Here is a 14,835-nt window from a genome sequence, read left to right as displayed (position 1 = left end):
GGAGACCTGAGCCCGCCGACGCACAACCTTGAGGTTGCACAACAGATGACCGCGATTTCTCTCGGTATCCCTACCGTCCCGACCCGGCTCGCCGAGCGGCGCAAGAGCCGCAAGATCCAGGTCGGCACCGTGGCCGTCGGCGGTGACGCACCCGTCTCCGTGCAGTCGATGACCACCACGCGTACGTCCGACATCGGCGCCACGCTCCAGCAGATCGCCGAGCTGACGGCCTCCGGCTGCCAGATCGTGCGCGTGGCCTGCCCGACCCAGGACGACGCCGACGCCCTCTCGACGATCGCCCGGAAGTCCCAGATCCCGGTCATCGCCGACATCCACTTCCAGCCCAAGTACGTCTTCGCCGCGATCGACGCGGGCTGCGCGGCCGTCCGCGTCAACCCGGGCAACATCAAGCAGTTCGACGACAAGGTCAAGGAGATCGCGCGGGCCGCCAACGACGCGGGCACCCCGATCCGGATCGGCGTCAACGCCGGCTCCCTCGACGCGCGGCTCCTCAAGAAGTACGGCAAGGCCACCCCCGAGGCGCTCGTCGAGTCCGCCCTCTGGGAGGCGTCCCTCTTCGAGGAGCACGACTTCCGCGACATCAAGATCTCGGTCAAGCACAACGACCCGGTCGTCATGGTCGAGGCCTACCGTCAGCTCGCCGCCCAGTGCGACTACCCGCTGCACCTCGGCGTCACCGAGGCGGGCCCGGCCTTCCAGGGCACCATCAAGTCCGCCGTCGCCTTCGGCGCGCTGCTCTCCCAGGGCATCGGCGACACCATCCGCGTCTCGCTCTCCGCGCCCCCGGCCGAGGAGATCAAGGTCGGCATCCAGATCCTGGAGTCGCTGAACCTGCGCCAGCGGCGCCTGGAGATCGTCTCCTGCCCGTCCTGCGGCCGCGCCCAGGTCGACGTCTACAAGCTCGCCGAGGAGGTCACCGCCGGTCTCGACGGCATGACCGTCCCGCTGCGCGTCGCCGTCATGGGCTGCGTCGTCAACGGTCCCGGCGAGGCCCGCGAGGCCGACCTCGGCGTCGCCTCCGGCAACGGCAAGGGCCAGATCTTCGTCAAGGGCGAGGTCATCAAGACCGTGCCCGAGTCGAAGATCGTCGAGACCCTCATCGAGGAGGCGCTGAAGATCGCCGAGCAGATGGAGAAGGACGGCGTCGCCAGCGGCGAGCCGTCGGTCGCCGTCGCCGGCTGACGCGCACGACTCCCGTGCGAAGCCCCGCCGCCCGCTCCGGGAGGCGGGGCTTCCCGCTGCCGGAGGCGTGCCCCGGGGCCCTCCGGGTAAAGTGCGTGGAATCAGCGGAACCGCACGGTGAGGCCCCCTCGTGTTGACAGAGACCACCACTCGGGTCCTCGAACCCACCGACCTCGGCGCCGCCCTCGCCGTCCTGGAGAGCGCCCCCGTCGAGAACGCGTTCGTGACCGCCCGCGTCCAGCTCGCCGGGCTCGACCCCTGGCGCCTCGGCGGCGAGATGTGGGGCTGGTACAGCGAGGGACGGCTGCGCTCGCTCTGCTACTCCGGCGCCAACCTGGTCCCGATCTGCGCCACCCCCCAGGCCGTCCGCGCCTTCGCCGACCGGGCCCGCAGGACCGGCCGCCGCTGCTCCTCCATCGTCGGCCCCGCCGAGGCCACCACCGAGCTGTGGCGGCTCCTGGAGCCCAGCTGGGGCCCCGCCAGGGACGTCAGGGCCAACCAGCCTCTGATGGTCGCCGAGGAGCCCTCCGCCACCGTCGAGCCCGACCCGCTGGTGCGCCGCGTCCGCAAGGACGAGATGGAGGTGATCATGCCCGCCTGCGTGGCCATGTTCACCGAGGAGGTCGGCGTCTCCCCGCTCGCCAACGACGGCGGCCTGCTCTACCAGGCCCGGGTCGCCGAACTCGTCGGCGCCGGCCGCTCCTTCGCCCGCGTCGAGGACGGCAAGGTCGTCTTCAAGGCCGAGATCGGCGCCGCCACCCGCCAGGCCTGCCAGATCCAGGGCGTCTGGGTCGCCCCCGAGCACCGCGGCAAGGGCCTCTCCGAGACCGGCATGGCCGCCGTCCTCCGGTACGCCCTGGCCGACGTCGCCCCCGTGGTGAGCCTGTACGTCAACGACTACAACACCCCCGCCAGGGCCGCGTACCGCCGCGTCGGCTTCCGGGAGACCGGGGCCTTCATGAGCGTGCTGTTCTGAGGGGCCCGGCCGCTTGTAAGGTGCGCCGCATGGATGACGCGGAGATCGTGATCGGACCGGTCGACCTGGCCGCCCGGGTGGACGAGGCCCTCGCCGTGCAGGCGGTCGCCTTCGGCCTGGACGCTGACGAGGTCGCCGTGCGCCGCCACATCGTGCTGCGCCACCTGCTCGCCCCCGGCGCCCGCGCCTACGGGGCCACCACCCCCGGCGGACGGCTCGTCGGCTTCGTGTACGGGATGCCCAACGACCGCTCCCACTGGTGGTCCACCGTCGTCGAGGCGTACCTGCGCACCACCGGCACCGCCGACTGGCTCGACGGCTCCTTCACCATCACCGAGCTCCACGTCCACCCCGACTTCCAGGGCCGGGGCGCGGGCCGCGCCCTGATCACCACCATCACCGACACGGCCGACGAGCCGCGCTCGATCCTCTCCGCGATCGACACCGAGAGCCCCGCCCGCGCCCTCTACCGCTCCCTCGGCTACCGGGACCTCGCCCGCCGGGTGCACTTCCCCAGCGCCCCCCGCCCGTACGCCGTGATGGGCGCCCCGCTGCCGCTGCCGCGCCGGAACTGATTTCCCGTCCCCGGGGCCGCCCGGCTAACCTCGGGCCCATCAACCGCAGTCCCGGCAGGAGTACGAGAACCATGGCCAACGCACCGGTCCAGCGCATGTCGAAGTTGATGGCGAAGACGCTGCGCGACGACCCGGCGGACGCCGAGGTCCTCAGTCACAAGCTCCTCGTCCGCGCGGGATACGTGCGCCGCACCGCCGCCGGCATCTGGAGCTGGCTGCCCCTCGGCAAGAAGGTCCTCTCCAACGTGGAGCGGATCGTCCGCGAGGAGATGGACACCATCGGCGCCCAGGAGGTCTCCCTGCCGGCCCTGCTGCCCCGCGAGCCCTACGACGCGACCGGCCGCTGGGACGAGTACGGCGCGGAGCTCTTCCGCCTCCAGGACCGCAAGGGCGGCGACTACCTCCTCGGCCCCACCCACGAGGAGATCTTCACCCTCCTGGTGAAGGACCAGGCGTCCTCCTACAAGGACCTGCCGGTCATCCTCTACCAGATCCAGAACAAGTTCCGCGACGAGGCCCGCCCCCGCGCCGGCATCCTGCGCGGCCGCGAGTTCCTCATGAAGGACTCGTACTCCTTCGACACCGAGGACGAGGGCCTCGCCCAGTCGTACGCCCTGCACCGCCAGGCCTACCAGCGGGTCTTCGAGCGCCTCGGCCTCGACTACCGCATCTGCGCCGCCACGGCGGGCGCCATGGGCGGCTCCAAGTCCGAGGAGTTCCTCGCCCCGGCCGAGGCCGGCGAGGACACCTTCGCCGACTGCCCGAACTGCGACTTCGCCGCCAACACCGAGGCGGTCTCCTTCTCGCTCAAGGCCGTGGACGGCTCCGCCGTGCCCGCCGCCGAGGAGATCCCCACCCCGGACACCCCGACCATCGAGACCCTCGCGGCCTCCCTCGGCGTCCCGGCCTCCGCCACCCTCAAGAACCTCCTGGTGAAGGTCGACGGCGAGATCGTCGCCGTGGGCGTCCCCGGCGACCGCGAGGTCGACCTCGGCAAGGTCGAGGCGCACTTCGCGCCGGCCGCCGTCGAGATGGTCACCGAGACCGACTTCGCCGCCCGCCCCGACCTCGTGCGCGGCTACGTCGGCCCGCAGGGCCTCGACAAGGTCACGTACCTCGCGGACCCGCGCGTGGCCCCGGGCACGGCCTGGATCACGGGTGCCAACAAGGAGCACACCCACGCGAAGAACGTGGTCGCCGGGCGCGACTTCGAGGTCACCGAGTACGTCGACGTGGTCGTCGTCGAGGAGGGCGACCCCTGCCCGAAGTGCGGCACCGGCCTCAAGCTGGACCGCGCCATCGAGATCGGCCACATCTTCCAGCTGGGCCGCAAGTACGCCGACGCCCTCAAGCTCGACGTCCTCGGCCAGAACGGCAAGCCGGTCCGCGTGACCATGGGCTCGTACGGCATCGGCGTCTCGCGTGCCGTGGCCGCGCTCGCCGAGCAGACCGCCGACGAGAAGGGCCTGTGCTGGCCCGCCGAGGTCGCCCCGGCCGACGTCCACGTGGTCGCCGCCGGCAAGGCCCTCCAGATCGAGCTGGCCCTGGAGGTCTCCGACAAGCTGTCCGCCGCGGGCCTGCGGGTCCTGGTCGACGACCGCGCGGGCGTCTCCCCGGGCGTCAAGTTCACCGACGCGGAGCTGATCGGCGTCCCGAAGATCCTCGTCGCGGGCCGCCGCTCCGGCGAGGGCGTCGTGGAGCTGAAGGACCGCCGCACGGGCGAGCGCGAGGAGCTGACGGTGGACGAGGCGATCGCCCGCCTGACCGCCTGATCCCGCCGTACGCGACGGCCCCGCCCCTCTGCGCAGGGGGGCGGGGCCGTCGCGGTGTTGTTCTCAGTCCTCCCGGGGCGCGGGCTCCACCGACGTGCCCGTCAGGTCCTCGATGGCGTCCTCCGTCGCCGCCCGGCTCCTCGGGTACGCGTCGCCGAGCAGCGGCGGTATCTCCACCTCCGCGCCCCGGTGCGGCGCGTGCGCCGCCGCGCCCGGCTTGGCGTCCGGGGTCGCGCGCTCCAGGAAGCGGAGCAGCTCCACCGGGAACGGCAGCACCAGCGTGGAGTTCTTCTCGGCGGCCACCGCCACCACCGTCTGCAGCAGCCGCAGCTGGAGCGCCGCCGGCTGGTCGGACATCATCGCCGCCGCCTCGGACAGCTTCTTCGACGCCTGGAGCTCCGCGTCCGCGTTGATCACCCGCGCCCGCCGCTCCCGGTCCGCCTCCGCCTGCCGGGCCATCGACCGCTTCATGGTCTCCGGCAGCGACACGTCCTTGATCTCGACCCGGTCGATGGCGACGCCCCACCCCATCGCCGGACTGTCGAGCATCAGCTCCAGGCCCTGGTTGAGCTTCTCCCGGTTGGACAGCAGGTCGTCGAGGTCGCTCTTGCCGATGATCGACCGCAGGGAGGTCTGCGCCATCTGCGAGACCGCGAACCGGTAGTCCTCCACCCGTACGAGGGCGTCCGCCGGATCGACCACCTTGAAGTACACGACCGCGTCCACCCGGACCGTCACGTTGTCCCGGGTGATGCCCTCCTGCGCGGGCACCGGCATCGTGACGATCTGCATGTTCACCTTGTGCATCCGGTCGACCACCGGGACGATCATCGTGAACCCGGGGGAGCGCACCCGGCCGCGCAGCCGGCCGAAACGGAAGACGACCCCGCGCTCGTACTGCTTGACCACCCGCGCCGCCGCGCCCGCGTACGCCGCCGCCGCGGCGCCCGTGGCGGCCACCGCCATGAGCAGCTCTTCGATCATCACGGCCCCCTGGAGTCGGGCCGAACGCCGATGCCCGGCTGCCCGGCGAACGGTACAAAAAGGGTATTCCCCTCCAGTCCGCCCGCGAACGTACGACCGACCGCGGCCCCAGACCGACCGCGGCCCCAGACCGACCGCGGCCCCAGACCGACCGCGGCCCCACGGCCGGCCCGGGAACGCGCGGCCGGTCCAGGCCCTACAGCCAGCCCGCGAACTCCAGGAGCAGCTCCGCGTCCTGCCGCCGCCCCGCCGTCAGCGCCCGCGTCCCCGACTCCACCGCGCGGAACAGGGTCCAGCCCCGCAGCCGCTCCCGGTCCAGGTCCAGGGAGTCCGCCAGCTTGTTCACCCGCCGCCGGGCCGCCGAGGCGCCCGCCGAGGCCGCCACCAGGTCCTCCACCCGGTCCCGCACCAGCCGGGCCAGGTCGTAGGCCCGCTCGCCGACCAGCGGCTCGGGTCCCACGGCCAGCCAGGGCGCCCGGTCGCCGCCCAGGACCTTGCCCTGCCGGAAGTTGCCGTGCAGGAGCACCGTCTCGGCCTCCCCGGCCACCAGCTCATCGCGCGCCGCGAGCGCCGCCGCCGCCAGTTCGCCGGCCACCGGGTCGGACCGGTACGGCTCCATGGCCTCCGCCTGCCGGGCCGTCCGCTCGGCCACCGACTCGAAGCCGTGCTCCGCCGGGGGCTCGACCCACAGCTTCCGCACGGTCCCGGCCGCCTCCAGGAGCGCCTTCGCCTCCGGCAGGGAGCGCAGGGACACCTCGGGATGGAGCCGTTCGAGCAGGAGGCCGTCCTCCGGGTCCCCGCCGGCCCCTTCGAGCAGCCGCACCGCGCCCCAGCCGTTCCAGTGGGCGAGCGCCTCCCGCTCCCGGTCCGGCCGGGCGAACGGCGGCGCCACCTTGAGCGCGGCGGGGGAGCCGTCGGACCGCCGGACGAGCACCACCAGGCTGCTCCGCCCGCCGGGGGCCATCACCCGCCCGGCCTCCAGGGAGCCCCGGTCGAGCGCGGTCCGCGCCCGCTCCGGCAGCTGCCCGAGCCACTCGGCCGCGAGGGCCTCCCCGTACGTCTCACCGAGCGTCCGGACGAGTCGCTGCGGGGGTTCGAAAGCCATGCGTACGCTGTTCCATTCGGTCGGGGCGGGGCTCAGGCCCGCTCGGCGAGCCCAGGAAAGGTTACGTCGCCGCCGCGCCAGCGCACGGCGCGTACCGCCGCCTCCCTGAGCGCGGCGGCCGCCTCCCGCCGGGCCGGGCCCTCGGTGGCCCGCACCAGATCGGAGTAGACGCCCGCCACCCGGTCCTCCAGGACGGCGGCGAGCCGCACCGCGCCCGCCGGGTCCGCCACCCGGAACGGCAGCGCGTACGCGGCGGCCGCCACCACCGGCGCGCCGCCGAGGTCCCGCACCGCGCGGCGCAGCACCTCCCGGCGGGCCCGGTGGGCCTCGTACGCGGCCGTGGCCTCCGCCCGGCGCTCCGCACCGATCCGGCCGCCGACGACCCCGTACCCGTACACGGCCGCGTGCTCGGCGGCCAGCGCGGCCTGGGTGGCGTCGAGGGCGCTCACGCGCGGGCTCCTTCGGTCAGCAGGTAGGCGTGGACGGCGCCCGAGGCCGCCACCGAGGCGAGCAGCCGGGCGTACTCGGGCGGGGCGGCGAGCAGCGCGTCCATGTGTCCGTCGGAGGAGGTCCGCTCGGCCGCCGCCAGCTCCCCGAGCGCCGTCGCGGGGTCGGTCGCCACCGGGACGGGCGCGGGGGAGGGCGTGGGGCGCGCGGAGGCGGAGGGCTTCGGGGAGGCCGCGGCGGGCTCCACCGGGACCGTGCCGTCCTCGCCGAGCGCCTTCACGTGCGCCGCCACCGAGCGCCGCAGCGGGGTCAGCCGGGGCGCCAGGGAGGGGTGCGCGGCGAGCACCGCGTCGTACCGTTCGAGCAGTCCGCGCGCGACCGTCACCGAGCGTGCCCGCAGCGCCGCCTCGGCGCGCGCCACCCGTTCGGCCTCCCGCTCGGCGGCGCTCGGCCGCCGGGGCCCCTCCGCGCCGGAGGTGCAGCCCACCAGGGCCGTCGCCCCCGCGGCCGCCCCCGCCGCGAGGAGCGCGCGTCTGCCCGTCGTCGTCACGCCTTCTCCCTCGGCCGCCGTCCACCGTCGAAGATCCGTACGCATCGGAAGATCGTTCGGATCACCGCAGGCGAGCGTACCCGCGGGCCCCCGGGCGGTGGACGGCAACACCCTCCCGGACCGGATACCCTTTGGTCTGACACGCGACGACACACAACAGCACACGCGGCCGAGGAGTCACCCGGATGAGCACCACCCAGAGCGACAGGCTGCGCGGACTCGTCGAGCCGCTCGTCCGCGCGAAGGACCTGGATCTGGAAGAGGTCGAGGTGTCCCGGGCGGGCCGCCGCGGACTGCTGCGGATCGTCGTCGACTCGGACGAGGGCGTGGAACTGGACGCCTGCGCCGAGCTGAGCCGCGCGATCTCCGAGAAGCTGGACGAGACCGACGCGATGGGCGAGGGCGAGTACGTCCTCGAAGTCAGTTCCCCCGGCGCCGACCGCCCCCTCACCGAGCACCGCCACTACGTGCGCGCCACCGGCCGGCTCGTCCGGCTCCAGCTGGCCGACGACGGCGAGCTGGTCGCCCGGATCCTCGCCGTGGACGAGGACGGCCTCGACCTCGAAGTGCCGGGCGTGAAGGGGCGCAGGCCCACCGCCCGCCGGGTCGAGTTCGCCGACGTCTCCAAGGCGCGTGTCGAGATCGAGTTCAACCGCAAGGACAAGAAGGAAGAGGAGGCGTAGCCGTGGACATCGACGTGAAGCTTCTCAAGGGCTTGGCGCATGAGAAGGAGATCTCCTTCGACCTGCTGGTCGAGGCGATCGAGTCGGCCCTCCTCATCGCCTACCACCGCACCCCCGACGCCCGCCGCCACGCGCGCGTGGAGCTGGACCGGCACACCGGCCACGTGACCGTCTGGGCCAAGGAGGACCCCTCCGAGCTGGAGGAGGGCCAGGAGCCCAAGGACTTCGACGACACCCCCTCGGACTTCGGCCGGATCGCGGCGAGCACCGCCCGCCAGGTCATCCAGCAGCGCCTGCGGGACGCCGAGAACGACGTGACCTTCGGCGAGTACGCGCGCCGCGAGGGCGACGTCGTCGCCGGTGTCGTGCAGCAGGGCAAGGACCCGAAGAACGTCCTGGTCAAGCTGGACGACAAGCTGGAGGCCATCCTCCCGGTCCAGGAGCAGGTGCCGGGCGAGGAGTACACCCACGGCCTGCGCCTGCGGACGTACGTCGTCCGGGTCGCCAAGGGCGTCCGCGGCCCCTCCGTCACCCTGTCGCGCACCCACCCCAACCTGGTGAAGAAGCTCTTCGCCCTGGAGGTGCCGGAGATCGCGGACGGCTCGGTCGAGATCTCGGCCATCGCCCGCGAGGCCGGCCACCGCACCAAGATCGCCGTCCGCGCCACCCGTTCGGGCCTGAACCCCAAGGGCGCCTGCATCGGCCCGATGGGCAGCCGCGTCCGCAACGTGATGGCGGAGCTGCTCGGCGAGAAGATCGACATCGTCGACTGGTCGGACGACCCGGCCGAGATGGTGGCGAACGCGCTCTCCCCGGCCCGGGTCTCCAAGGTCGAGATCGTCGACCTGGCCGCCCGCTCGGCCCGCGTGACGGTGCCGGACTACCAGCTCTCCCTGGCGATCGGCAAGGAGGGCCAGAACGCCCGCCTCGCCGCCCGGCTCACCGGCTGGCGGATCGACATCCGTCCGGACACCGAGCAGACGGACCAGGCCGACCGGGCCTGAGACCGTTTTTGGCCAACGACTGTTCGATTCTTGCCCCGAACGGGCGGGGTCGGTACGGGGAGGTAGACTTAATCGTGTCTGGCCGGACGCACGCCCGCGTGTGCCCTGAGCGAACCTGTGTGGGATGCCGGGAGCGAGCGGCCAAGAGCGATCTGCTGCGGATCGTGGTGAATAAGGACGAGTGCGTTCCGGATCATCGCGGTACGCTGCCCGGCCGGGGTGCGTACCTGCACCCCGCCGTGGTCTGCCTCGATCTGGCGGTCCGCCGCCGAGCGTTCCCGAGGGCCTTCAGGGCCCAGGGCCCGCTCGACACCGCGGCACTCCGCCACCACGTCGAGCGATCGGCACAGCAGTGAAGAAGTACGGCACGGAACACCGTGCGGTCAGGTACCTCGCGAGTTGGAAGTAGGTCGAGATTGCGATGAGCACTCGATGAGTACGCGATGAGTACGCCCATGAAGTAGCGACGGTCCGGCGGTAACCGGACCTCAAAGGAGCGAAGTGGCTAAGGTCCGGGTATACGAACTCGCCAAGGAGTTCGGCGTGGAGAGCAAGGTCGTCATGGCCAAGCTCCAAGAACTCGGTGAATTCGTCCGTTCGGCGTCCTCGACGATCGAGGCGCCGGTCGTGCGCAAGTTGACTGACGCTTTGCAGGGTCCCGGCGGCAACGCCGGCAAGACCGCTGCCAAGCCCGGCGCGCCCCGCAAGGCGACGCCCACCCCCGCCGCGCCGAAGCCGGCGCAGGCCTCCCCCGCGCCGTCCCCGGCGCAGACGGCTCGACCCGCCGCCCCGAAGCCTGGCGCGCCCACCCCGGCGCCCAAGCCCGCGGCCGCGGAGAAGCCCTCGACCCCGGCCCCCGCCGGCGGTCGTCCCACCCCGGGTCCGAAGCCCCCGGCCGCGCCGAAGCCGGCGCCGGCCTCCCCGGCTCCGACCACCCCGGAGTTCACCGCGCCTCCGGCGGCCCCGGCCGCCCAGCAGCAGCGTCCCGCCGGCGCGACCCCGGGCCCCCGCCCGGCCGCCCGTCCGGGCCAGCAGGCGCCCCGCCCGCAGGGCCAGGGCGCTCCGCGCCCCGGCGGCCAGCAGGCCCCCCGTCCGGGCGGTGCCCGTCCGGCCGGTCCCCGTCCGGGCAACAACCCGTTCACCTCGGGCGGCTCCACCGGCATGGCGCGGCCGCAGTCGCCGCGTCCCGGTGGCGGCGCCCCGCGTCCCGGCGGCCCCGGTGCCGTTCCGGGCGCCCCGCGTCCGCAGGGCGGCCCCGGCGGCGCCCCGCGTCCGCAGGGTCAGGGCGGTGCCCGTCCGACCCCGGGCGGTATGCCCCGTCCGCAGGCCCCCCGTCCGGGCGGCGCGCCCGGCGGCAACCGTCCGAACCCGGGCATGATGCCGCAGCGTCCCGCTGCCGGCCCGCGTCCCGGCCCCGGCGGTCGTGGTCCCGGTGGCCCCGGCGGCCGTCCGGGCGGTCCCGGCGGTGGCGGCGGCGGTCGTCCCGGCTTCGCCGGTCGTCCGGCCGGTCCCGGCGGTGGCGGCGGCGGCTTCGCCGGCCGTCCCGGTGGTCCCGGTGGCGGCGGCGGTCGTCCGGGTGGTCCCGGCGGTGGCGGCGGCTTCGGCGGTCGTCCCGGCGGCTTCGGCGGTCGTCCCGGTGGTCCCGGTGGCCGTGGTGGCACGCAGGGCGCCTTCGGCCGTCCCGGCGGTCCCGCGCGTCGCGGTCGCAAGTCGAAGCGTCAGAGGCGCCAGGAGTACGAGGCCATGCAGGCCCCGTCCGTGGGCGGCGTGATGCTTCCCCGCGGTGGCGGCGAGGTCATCCGCCTGTCGCGCGGTGCGTCCCTCACCGACTTCGCCGAGAAGATCGGCGCCAACCCGGCGTCGCTCGTCGCGGTGATGATGAACCTCGGCGAGATGGTCACGGCCACGCAGTCCGTCTCCGACGACACGCTGCAGATGCTCGGCGACGAGATGAACTACACCGTTCAGATCGTCAGCCCCGAGGAGGAGGACCGCGAGCTCCTCGAGTCCTTCGACATCGAGTTCGGCGAGGACGAGGGCGGCGAAGAGGCCCTGGTCTCCCGTCCGCCGGTCGTCACCGTCATGGGTCACGTCGACCACGGAAAGACCCGACTGCTCGACGCGATCCGCAAGACGAACGTCGTCGCGGGCGAGGCCGGTGGCATCACGCAGGGCATCGGCGCCTACCAGGTGGGCACCGAGGTCAACGGCGAGGACCGCAAGATCACCTTCATCGACACCCCGGGTCACGAGGCGTTCACCGCCATGCGTGCCCGTGGTGCGAAGTCGACCGACATCGCGATCCTCGTGGTCGCGGCCAACGACGGCGTCATGCCGCAGACGATCGAGGCGCTCAACCACGCCAAGGCCGCCGGCGTCCCGATCGTCGTCGCGGTCAACAAGATCGACGTCGAGGGCGCGGACCCGACCAAGGTCCGCGGTCAGCTGACCGAGTTCGGTCTGGTGGCCGAGGAGTACGGCGGCGACACGATGTTCGTCGACATCTCCGCCAAGCAGGGTCTGCACATCGACTCCCTGCTCGAGGCCGTCGTCCTCACCGCCGACGCCTCGCTCGACCTGCGGGCCAACCCGAACCAGGACGCGCAGGGCATCGCGATCGAGTCCCACCTCGACCGCGGCCGCGGTGCGGTCTCGACCGTCCTGGTCCAGCGCGGAACGCTGCGCATCGGCGACACCGTGGTGGTCGGCGACGCGTACGGCCGCGTCCGGGCGATGCTCGACGACAAGGGCAACAACGTCGAGGAGGCGGCCCCGTCGACTCCCGTCCTGGTGCTCGGTCTCACCAACGTGCCGGGTGCCGGCGACAACCTCCTGGTGGTCGACGAGGACCGCACGGCGCGTCAGATCGCCGAGAAGCGTGCGGCGCGCGAGCGCAACGCGGCCTTCGCCAAGCGCGTCCGCCGGGTGTCCCTCGAGGACCTCGACAAGGTGCTCAAGGCCGGTCTCGTCCAGGAACTCAACCTCATCATCAAGGGCGACGCGTCCGGTGCGGTCGAGGCCCTGGAGTCCTCGCTGCTCCAGCTCGACGTCGGCGAAGAGGTCGACATCCGCGTCCTGCACCGCGGTGTGGGTGCGGTCACGGAGTCGGACATCGACCTGGCCATGGGCTCCGACGCCATCGTCATCGGCTACAACGTCCGCGCGGCCGGCCGTGCCGCGCAGATGGCGGAGCGCGAGGGCGTCGACGTCCGGTACTACTCGGTCATCTACCAGGCGATCGAGGAGATCGAGGCGGCGCTCAAGGGCCTCCTCAAGCCGGAGTACGAAGAGGTCGAGCTCGGTACGGCGGAGATCCGCGAGGTCTTCCGCTCGTCCAAGCTGGGCAACATCGCCGGTGTCCTCATCCGTTCGGGCGAGGTCAAGCGCAACACCAAGGCGCGCCTCCTCCGCGACGGCAAGGTCATCGCGGAGAACCTCAACATCGAGGGTCTGCGCCGCTTCAAGGACGACGTCACCGAGATCCGCGAGGGCTTCGAGGGTGGTATCAACCTCGGAAACTTCAACGACATCAAGATCGACGACGTCATCGCGACGTACGAGATGCGCGAGAAGCCGCGCGCCTGATCGCGTCCGATCGCAGCAGTGAGCAGGGGCCGGTCGGCGGAACTTATTCCGTCGATCGGCCCCGGCCGTTGCGTGTACGGTTCTGGTGTTCCCGCCCTGTCGTGGGCGGGACCACTGACCCCGAACCGGCGGGACATCCGGACACACATGTACGTGGGGACACTGTCCTTCGATCTGCTCCTGGGCGACGTACGGTCGCTGAAGGAGAAGCGCTCCGTCGTCAGGCCGATCGTCGCCGAGCTCCAGCGCAAGTTCGCGGTGAGCGCGGCGGAGGTCGGCGGCCAGGACCTCCACCGGCGGGCCGAGATCGGCGTCGCGATGGTGACGGGGGACCCGGGGCACCTCAGCGACGTGCTGGACCGGTGCGAGCGGCTCGTCGCCGCCCGGCCGGAGGTGGAGCTGCTGTCGGTGCGCCGCAGGCTCCACACTGATGAAGACTGATCGAGCAAGGCGAAGAAGGAGAAGGACCAGTGGCCGACAACGCGCGGGCGAAGAAGCTGGCGGACCTCATCCGGGAGGTGGTCGCCGAGAAGCTGCAGCGCGGCATCAAGGACCCCCGCCTGGGTACGCACGTGACCATCACGGACACCCGCGTCACCGGTGACCTGCGGGAGGCCACGGTCTTCTACACGGTCTACGGCGACGACGAGGAGCGGGCGAGCGCCGCCGCCGGCCTGGAGAGCGCCAAGGGCGTCCTCCGTTCGGCCGTGGGCCGGGCCGCGGGGACCAAGTTCACCCCGACGCTGACCTTCGTGGCCGACGCCCTCCCGGAGAACGCGCGCACCATCGAGGACCTCCTCGACAAGGCGCGGGCCTCCGACGCCCAGGTGCGGGAGGCGTCCTCGGGCGCCGGTTTCGCGGGCGACGCCGACCCCTACAAGAAGCCGGGCGAGGACGAAGCCGCCGAATGAGCAACGCAGCCCCCACGCCCGACGGCCTTGTCATCGTCGACAAGCCGTCGGGCTTCACTTCGCACGACGTCGTGGCCAAGATGCGCGGGATCGCCAGGACCCGCCGCGTCGGCCACGCCGGAACGCTCGACCCCATGGCCACGGGCGTCCTCGTCCTCGGCGTGGAGCGGGCGACCAAACTCCTCGGCCACCTCGCGCTGACCGAGAAGGAGTACCTGGGCACCGTCCGCCTGGGCCAGACCACGATCACCGACGACGCCGAGGGCGAGATCACGGCGTCGGTCGACGCGTCGAAGGTCACCCGCGAGCGGATCGACGCCGGAGTGGCGGAGCTGACCGGCGCCATCATGCAGGTGCCGTCGAAGGTCTCCGCGATCAAGATCGACGGCAAGCGGTCGTACGCGCGCGTGCGCGGCGGCGAGGAGTTCGAGATCCCGGCCCGCCCGGTCACCGTCTCCTCCTTCCACGTGTACGACGTCCGCGAGGCCGTCGCCGAGGACGGCACCCCCGTGGTCGACCTGGTCGTCTCGGTGGTCTGCTCCTCCGGTACGTACATCCGGGCGCTCGCCCGCGACCTGGGCGCCGGACTCGGCGTGGGCGGCCACCTGACCGCGCTGCGCCGCACCCGGGTCGGCCCGTACAAGCTGGACTCGGCCAGGACCCTGGACCAGCTCCAGGAGGAGCTGACGGTCATGCCGGTCGCGGACGCGGCCGCGGCGGCGTTCCCCCGCTGGGACGTCGACGAGAAGCGGGCCCGGCTGCTGCTCAACGGCGTCCGCCTGGAGATGCCGGAGTACCCGAAGGGCCCCGTCGCGGTCTTCGGACCGGAGGGGAAGCTGCTCGCGCTGGTCGAGGACCAGCGGGGCAAGGCGAAGAGCCTCGCGGTCTTCGGCTGAGGGGCCGGCGGAACGGGCTTTTCGAGTCCTGAGTGGGGGGGGGGGGCGGGCGCGGCCCCCCCCCCCCCCCCGTACCCCCCCCGGGCCGCGGCGCGGGAGGGCCCGGAAATGTCACCCAGGGGGGGGGGCGCGGCGGGGGAAGGG

At 72.9% G+C, this 14,835-nt stretch carries 15 protein-coding genes; 11 read left to right on the top strand and 4 right to left on the bottom strand.

Annotated elements, in window-relative coordinates; translation table 11 throughout:
- Positions 1–45: 45 nt before the first annotated feature.
- From ispG to ACIQD7_RS32150, 4 genes are all read left to right on the top strand, one after another.
- Positions 46–1,203, top strand: a complete 1,158-nt coding sequence (ispG, locus tag ACIQD7_RS32165; protein ID WP_053643365.1) for a flavodoxin-dependent (E)-4-hydroxy-3-methylbut-2-enyl-diphosphate synthase — start codon at positions 46–48, stop codon at positions 1,201–1,203.
- Between the two features lie 130 nt (positions 1,204–1,333).
- Positions 1,334–2,179, top strand: a complete 846-nt coding sequence (locus ACIQD7_RS32160; RefSeq protein WP_402446490.1) for a GNAT family N-acetyltransferase — start codon at positions 1,334–1,336, stop codon at positions 2,177–2,179.
- A 29-nt stretch (positions 2,180–2,208) separates the two neighbouring features.
- On the top strand, positions 2,209–2,754 hold the full coding sequence (locus tag ACIQD7_RS32155; RefSeq protein WP_121832638.1) for a GNAT family N-acetyltransferase: 546 nt from the start codon (positions 2,209–2,211) through the stop codon (positions 2,752–2,754).
- A 71-nt stretch (positions 2,755–2,825) separates the two neighbouring features.
- Positions 2,826–4,526, top strand: a complete 1,701-nt coding sequence (locus ACIQD7_RS32150) for a proline--tRNA ligase (protein ID WP_402446485.1) — start codon at positions 2,826–2,828, stop codon at positions 4,524–4,526.
- A gap of 63 nt (positions 4,527–4,589) precedes the next feature.
- Here the strand turns inward: ACIQD7_RS32150 and ACIQD7_RS32145 are convergent, their stop codons facing one another.
- The 4 genes from ACIQD7_RS32145 to ACIQD7_RS32130 all read right to left on the bottom strand — a co-directional run bounded on the left by ACIQD7_RS32145 (position 4,590) and on the right by ACIQD7_RS32130 (position 7,612).
- Entirely contained in the window at positions 4,590–5,510 is a 921-nt protein-coding gene (locus tag ACIQD7_RS32145) for a slipin family protein (RefSeq protein ID WP_402446482.1), read from the bottom strand.
- Positions 5,511–5,706: 196 nt separating this feature from the next.
- Positions 5,707–6,615: an aminoglycoside phosphotransferase family protein gene (locus tag ACIQD7_RS32140; RefSeq protein ID WP_402446479.1), complete on the bottom strand. Its 909-nt coding sequence runs from the start codon at positions 6,613–6,615 to the stop codon at positions 5,707–5,709.
- A 32-nt stretch (positions 6,616–6,647) separates the two neighbouring features.
- Positions 6,648–7,064, bottom strand: coding sequence for a DUF4439 domain-containing protein (locus ACIQD7_RS32135; protein ID WP_383416733.1), 417 nt, complete (start codon positions 7,062–7,064; stop codon positions 6,648–6,650).
- Entirely contained in the window at positions 7,061–7,612 is a 552-nt protein-coding gene (locus ACIQD7_RS32130) for a hypothetical protein (protein WP_402446476.1), read from the bottom strand. The genes ACIQD7_RS32135 and ACIQD7_RS32130 overlap by 4 nt, the downstream gene beginning before the upstream one ends.
- 185 nt (positions 7,613–7,797) lie before the next feature.
- On the opposite strand from ACIQD7_RS32130, the gene rimP reads away from it, so the two are divergent.
- The 7 genes from rimP to truB all read left to right on the top strand — a co-directional run bounded on the left by rimP (position 7,798) and on the right by truB (position 14,691).
- Positions 7,798–8,295, top strand: a complete 498-nt coding sequence (gene rimP / locus ACIQD7_RS32125; protein WP_121833983.1) for a ribosome maturation factor RimP — start codon at positions 7,798–7,800, stop codon at positions 8,293–8,295.
- A gap of 2 nt (positions 8,296–8,297) precedes the next feature.
- Positions 8,298–9,299, top strand: coding sequence for a transcription termination factor NusA (nusA, locus tag ACIQD7_RS32120; protein ID WP_402446473.1), 1,002 nt, complete (start codon positions 8,298–8,300; stop codon positions 9,297–9,299).
- Between the two features lie 74 nt (positions 9,300–9,373).
- Positions 9,374–9,655, top strand: a complete 282-nt coding sequence (locus tag ACIQD7_RS32115; protein ID WP_402446470.1) for a YlxR family protein — start codon at positions 9,374–9,376, stop codon at positions 9,653–9,655.
- Positions 9,656–9,800: 145 nt separating this feature from the next.
- A complete protein-coding gene (gene infB, locus ACIQD7_RS32110; protein ID WP_390755189.1) occupies positions 9,801–12,884 on the top strand; it encodes a translation initiation factor IF-2 in 3,084 nt (1,027 codons plus the stop codon).
- 147 nt (positions 12,885–13,031) lie between these two features.
- Positions 13,032–13,325, top strand: a complete 294-nt coding sequence (locus ACIQD7_RS32105; protein WP_030217805.1) for a DUF503 domain-containing protein — start codon at positions 13,032–13,034, stop codon at positions 13,323–13,325.
- A gap of 29 nt (positions 13,326–13,354) precedes the next feature.
- Positions 13,355–13,795 carry a 30S ribosome-binding factor RbfA gene (gene rbfA, locus ACIQD7_RS32100; protein WP_053643343.1) on the top strand — a complete coding sequence of 147 codons (441 nt, stop codon included), beginning with the start codon at positions 13,355–13,357 and terminating at the stop codon, positions 13,793–13,795.
- Positions 13,792–14,691 carry a tRNA pseudouridine(55) synthase TruB gene (gene truB / locus ACIQD7_RS32095; protein ID WP_402446466.1) on the top strand — a complete coding sequence of 300 codons (900 nt, stop codon included), beginning with the start codon at positions 13,792–13,794 and terminating at the stop codon, positions 14,689–14,691. The genes rbfA and truB overlap by 4 nt, the downstream gene beginning before the upstream one ends.
- Positions 14,692–14,835: the final 144 nt, after the last annotated feature.

The organism is Streptomyces sp. NPDC093071 (assembly GCF_044754545.1).
In the GTDB taxonomy this organism is placed as follows: domain Bacteria; phylum Actinomycetota; class Actinomycetes; order Streptomycetales; family Streptomycetaceae; genus Streptomyces.
Note: the sequence above shows the minus strand (reverse complement) of the source record. Positions and strands in the feature narration are given on the sequence as shown.

Coding starts and splice junctions, on each gene's coding strand:
- ispG (WP_053643365.1), top strand. CDS start 46: ATGACCGCGATTTCTCTCGGTATCCCTACCGTCCCGACCCGGCTCGCC.
- ACIQD7_RS32155 (WP_121832638.1), top strand. CDS start 2,209: ATGGATGACGCGGAGATCGTGATCGGACCGGTCGACCTGGCCGCCCGG.
- ACIQD7_RS32150 (WP_402446485.1), top strand. CDS start 2,826: ATGGCCAACGCACCGGTCCAGCGCATGTCGAAGTTGATGGCGAAGACG.
- ACIQD7_RS32145 (WP_402446482.1), bottom strand. CDS start 5,510: ATGATCGAAGAGCTGCTCATGGCGGTGGCCGCCACGGGCGCCGCGGCG.
- ACIQD7_RS32140 (WP_402446479.1), bottom strand. CDS start 6,615: ATGGCTTTCGAACCCCCGCAGCGACTCGTCCGGACGCTCGGTGAGACG.
- rimP (WP_121833983.1), top strand. CDS start 7,798: ATGAGCACCACCCAGAGCGACAGGCTGCGCGGACTCGTCGAGCCGCTC.
- ACIQD7_RS32105 (WP_030217805.1), top strand. CDS start 13,032: ATGTACGTGGGGACACTGTCCTTCGATCTGCTCCTGGGCGACGTACGG.
- truB (WP_402446466.1), top strand. CDS start 13,792: ATGAGCAACGCAGCCCCCACGCCCGACGGCCTTGTCATCGTCGACAAG.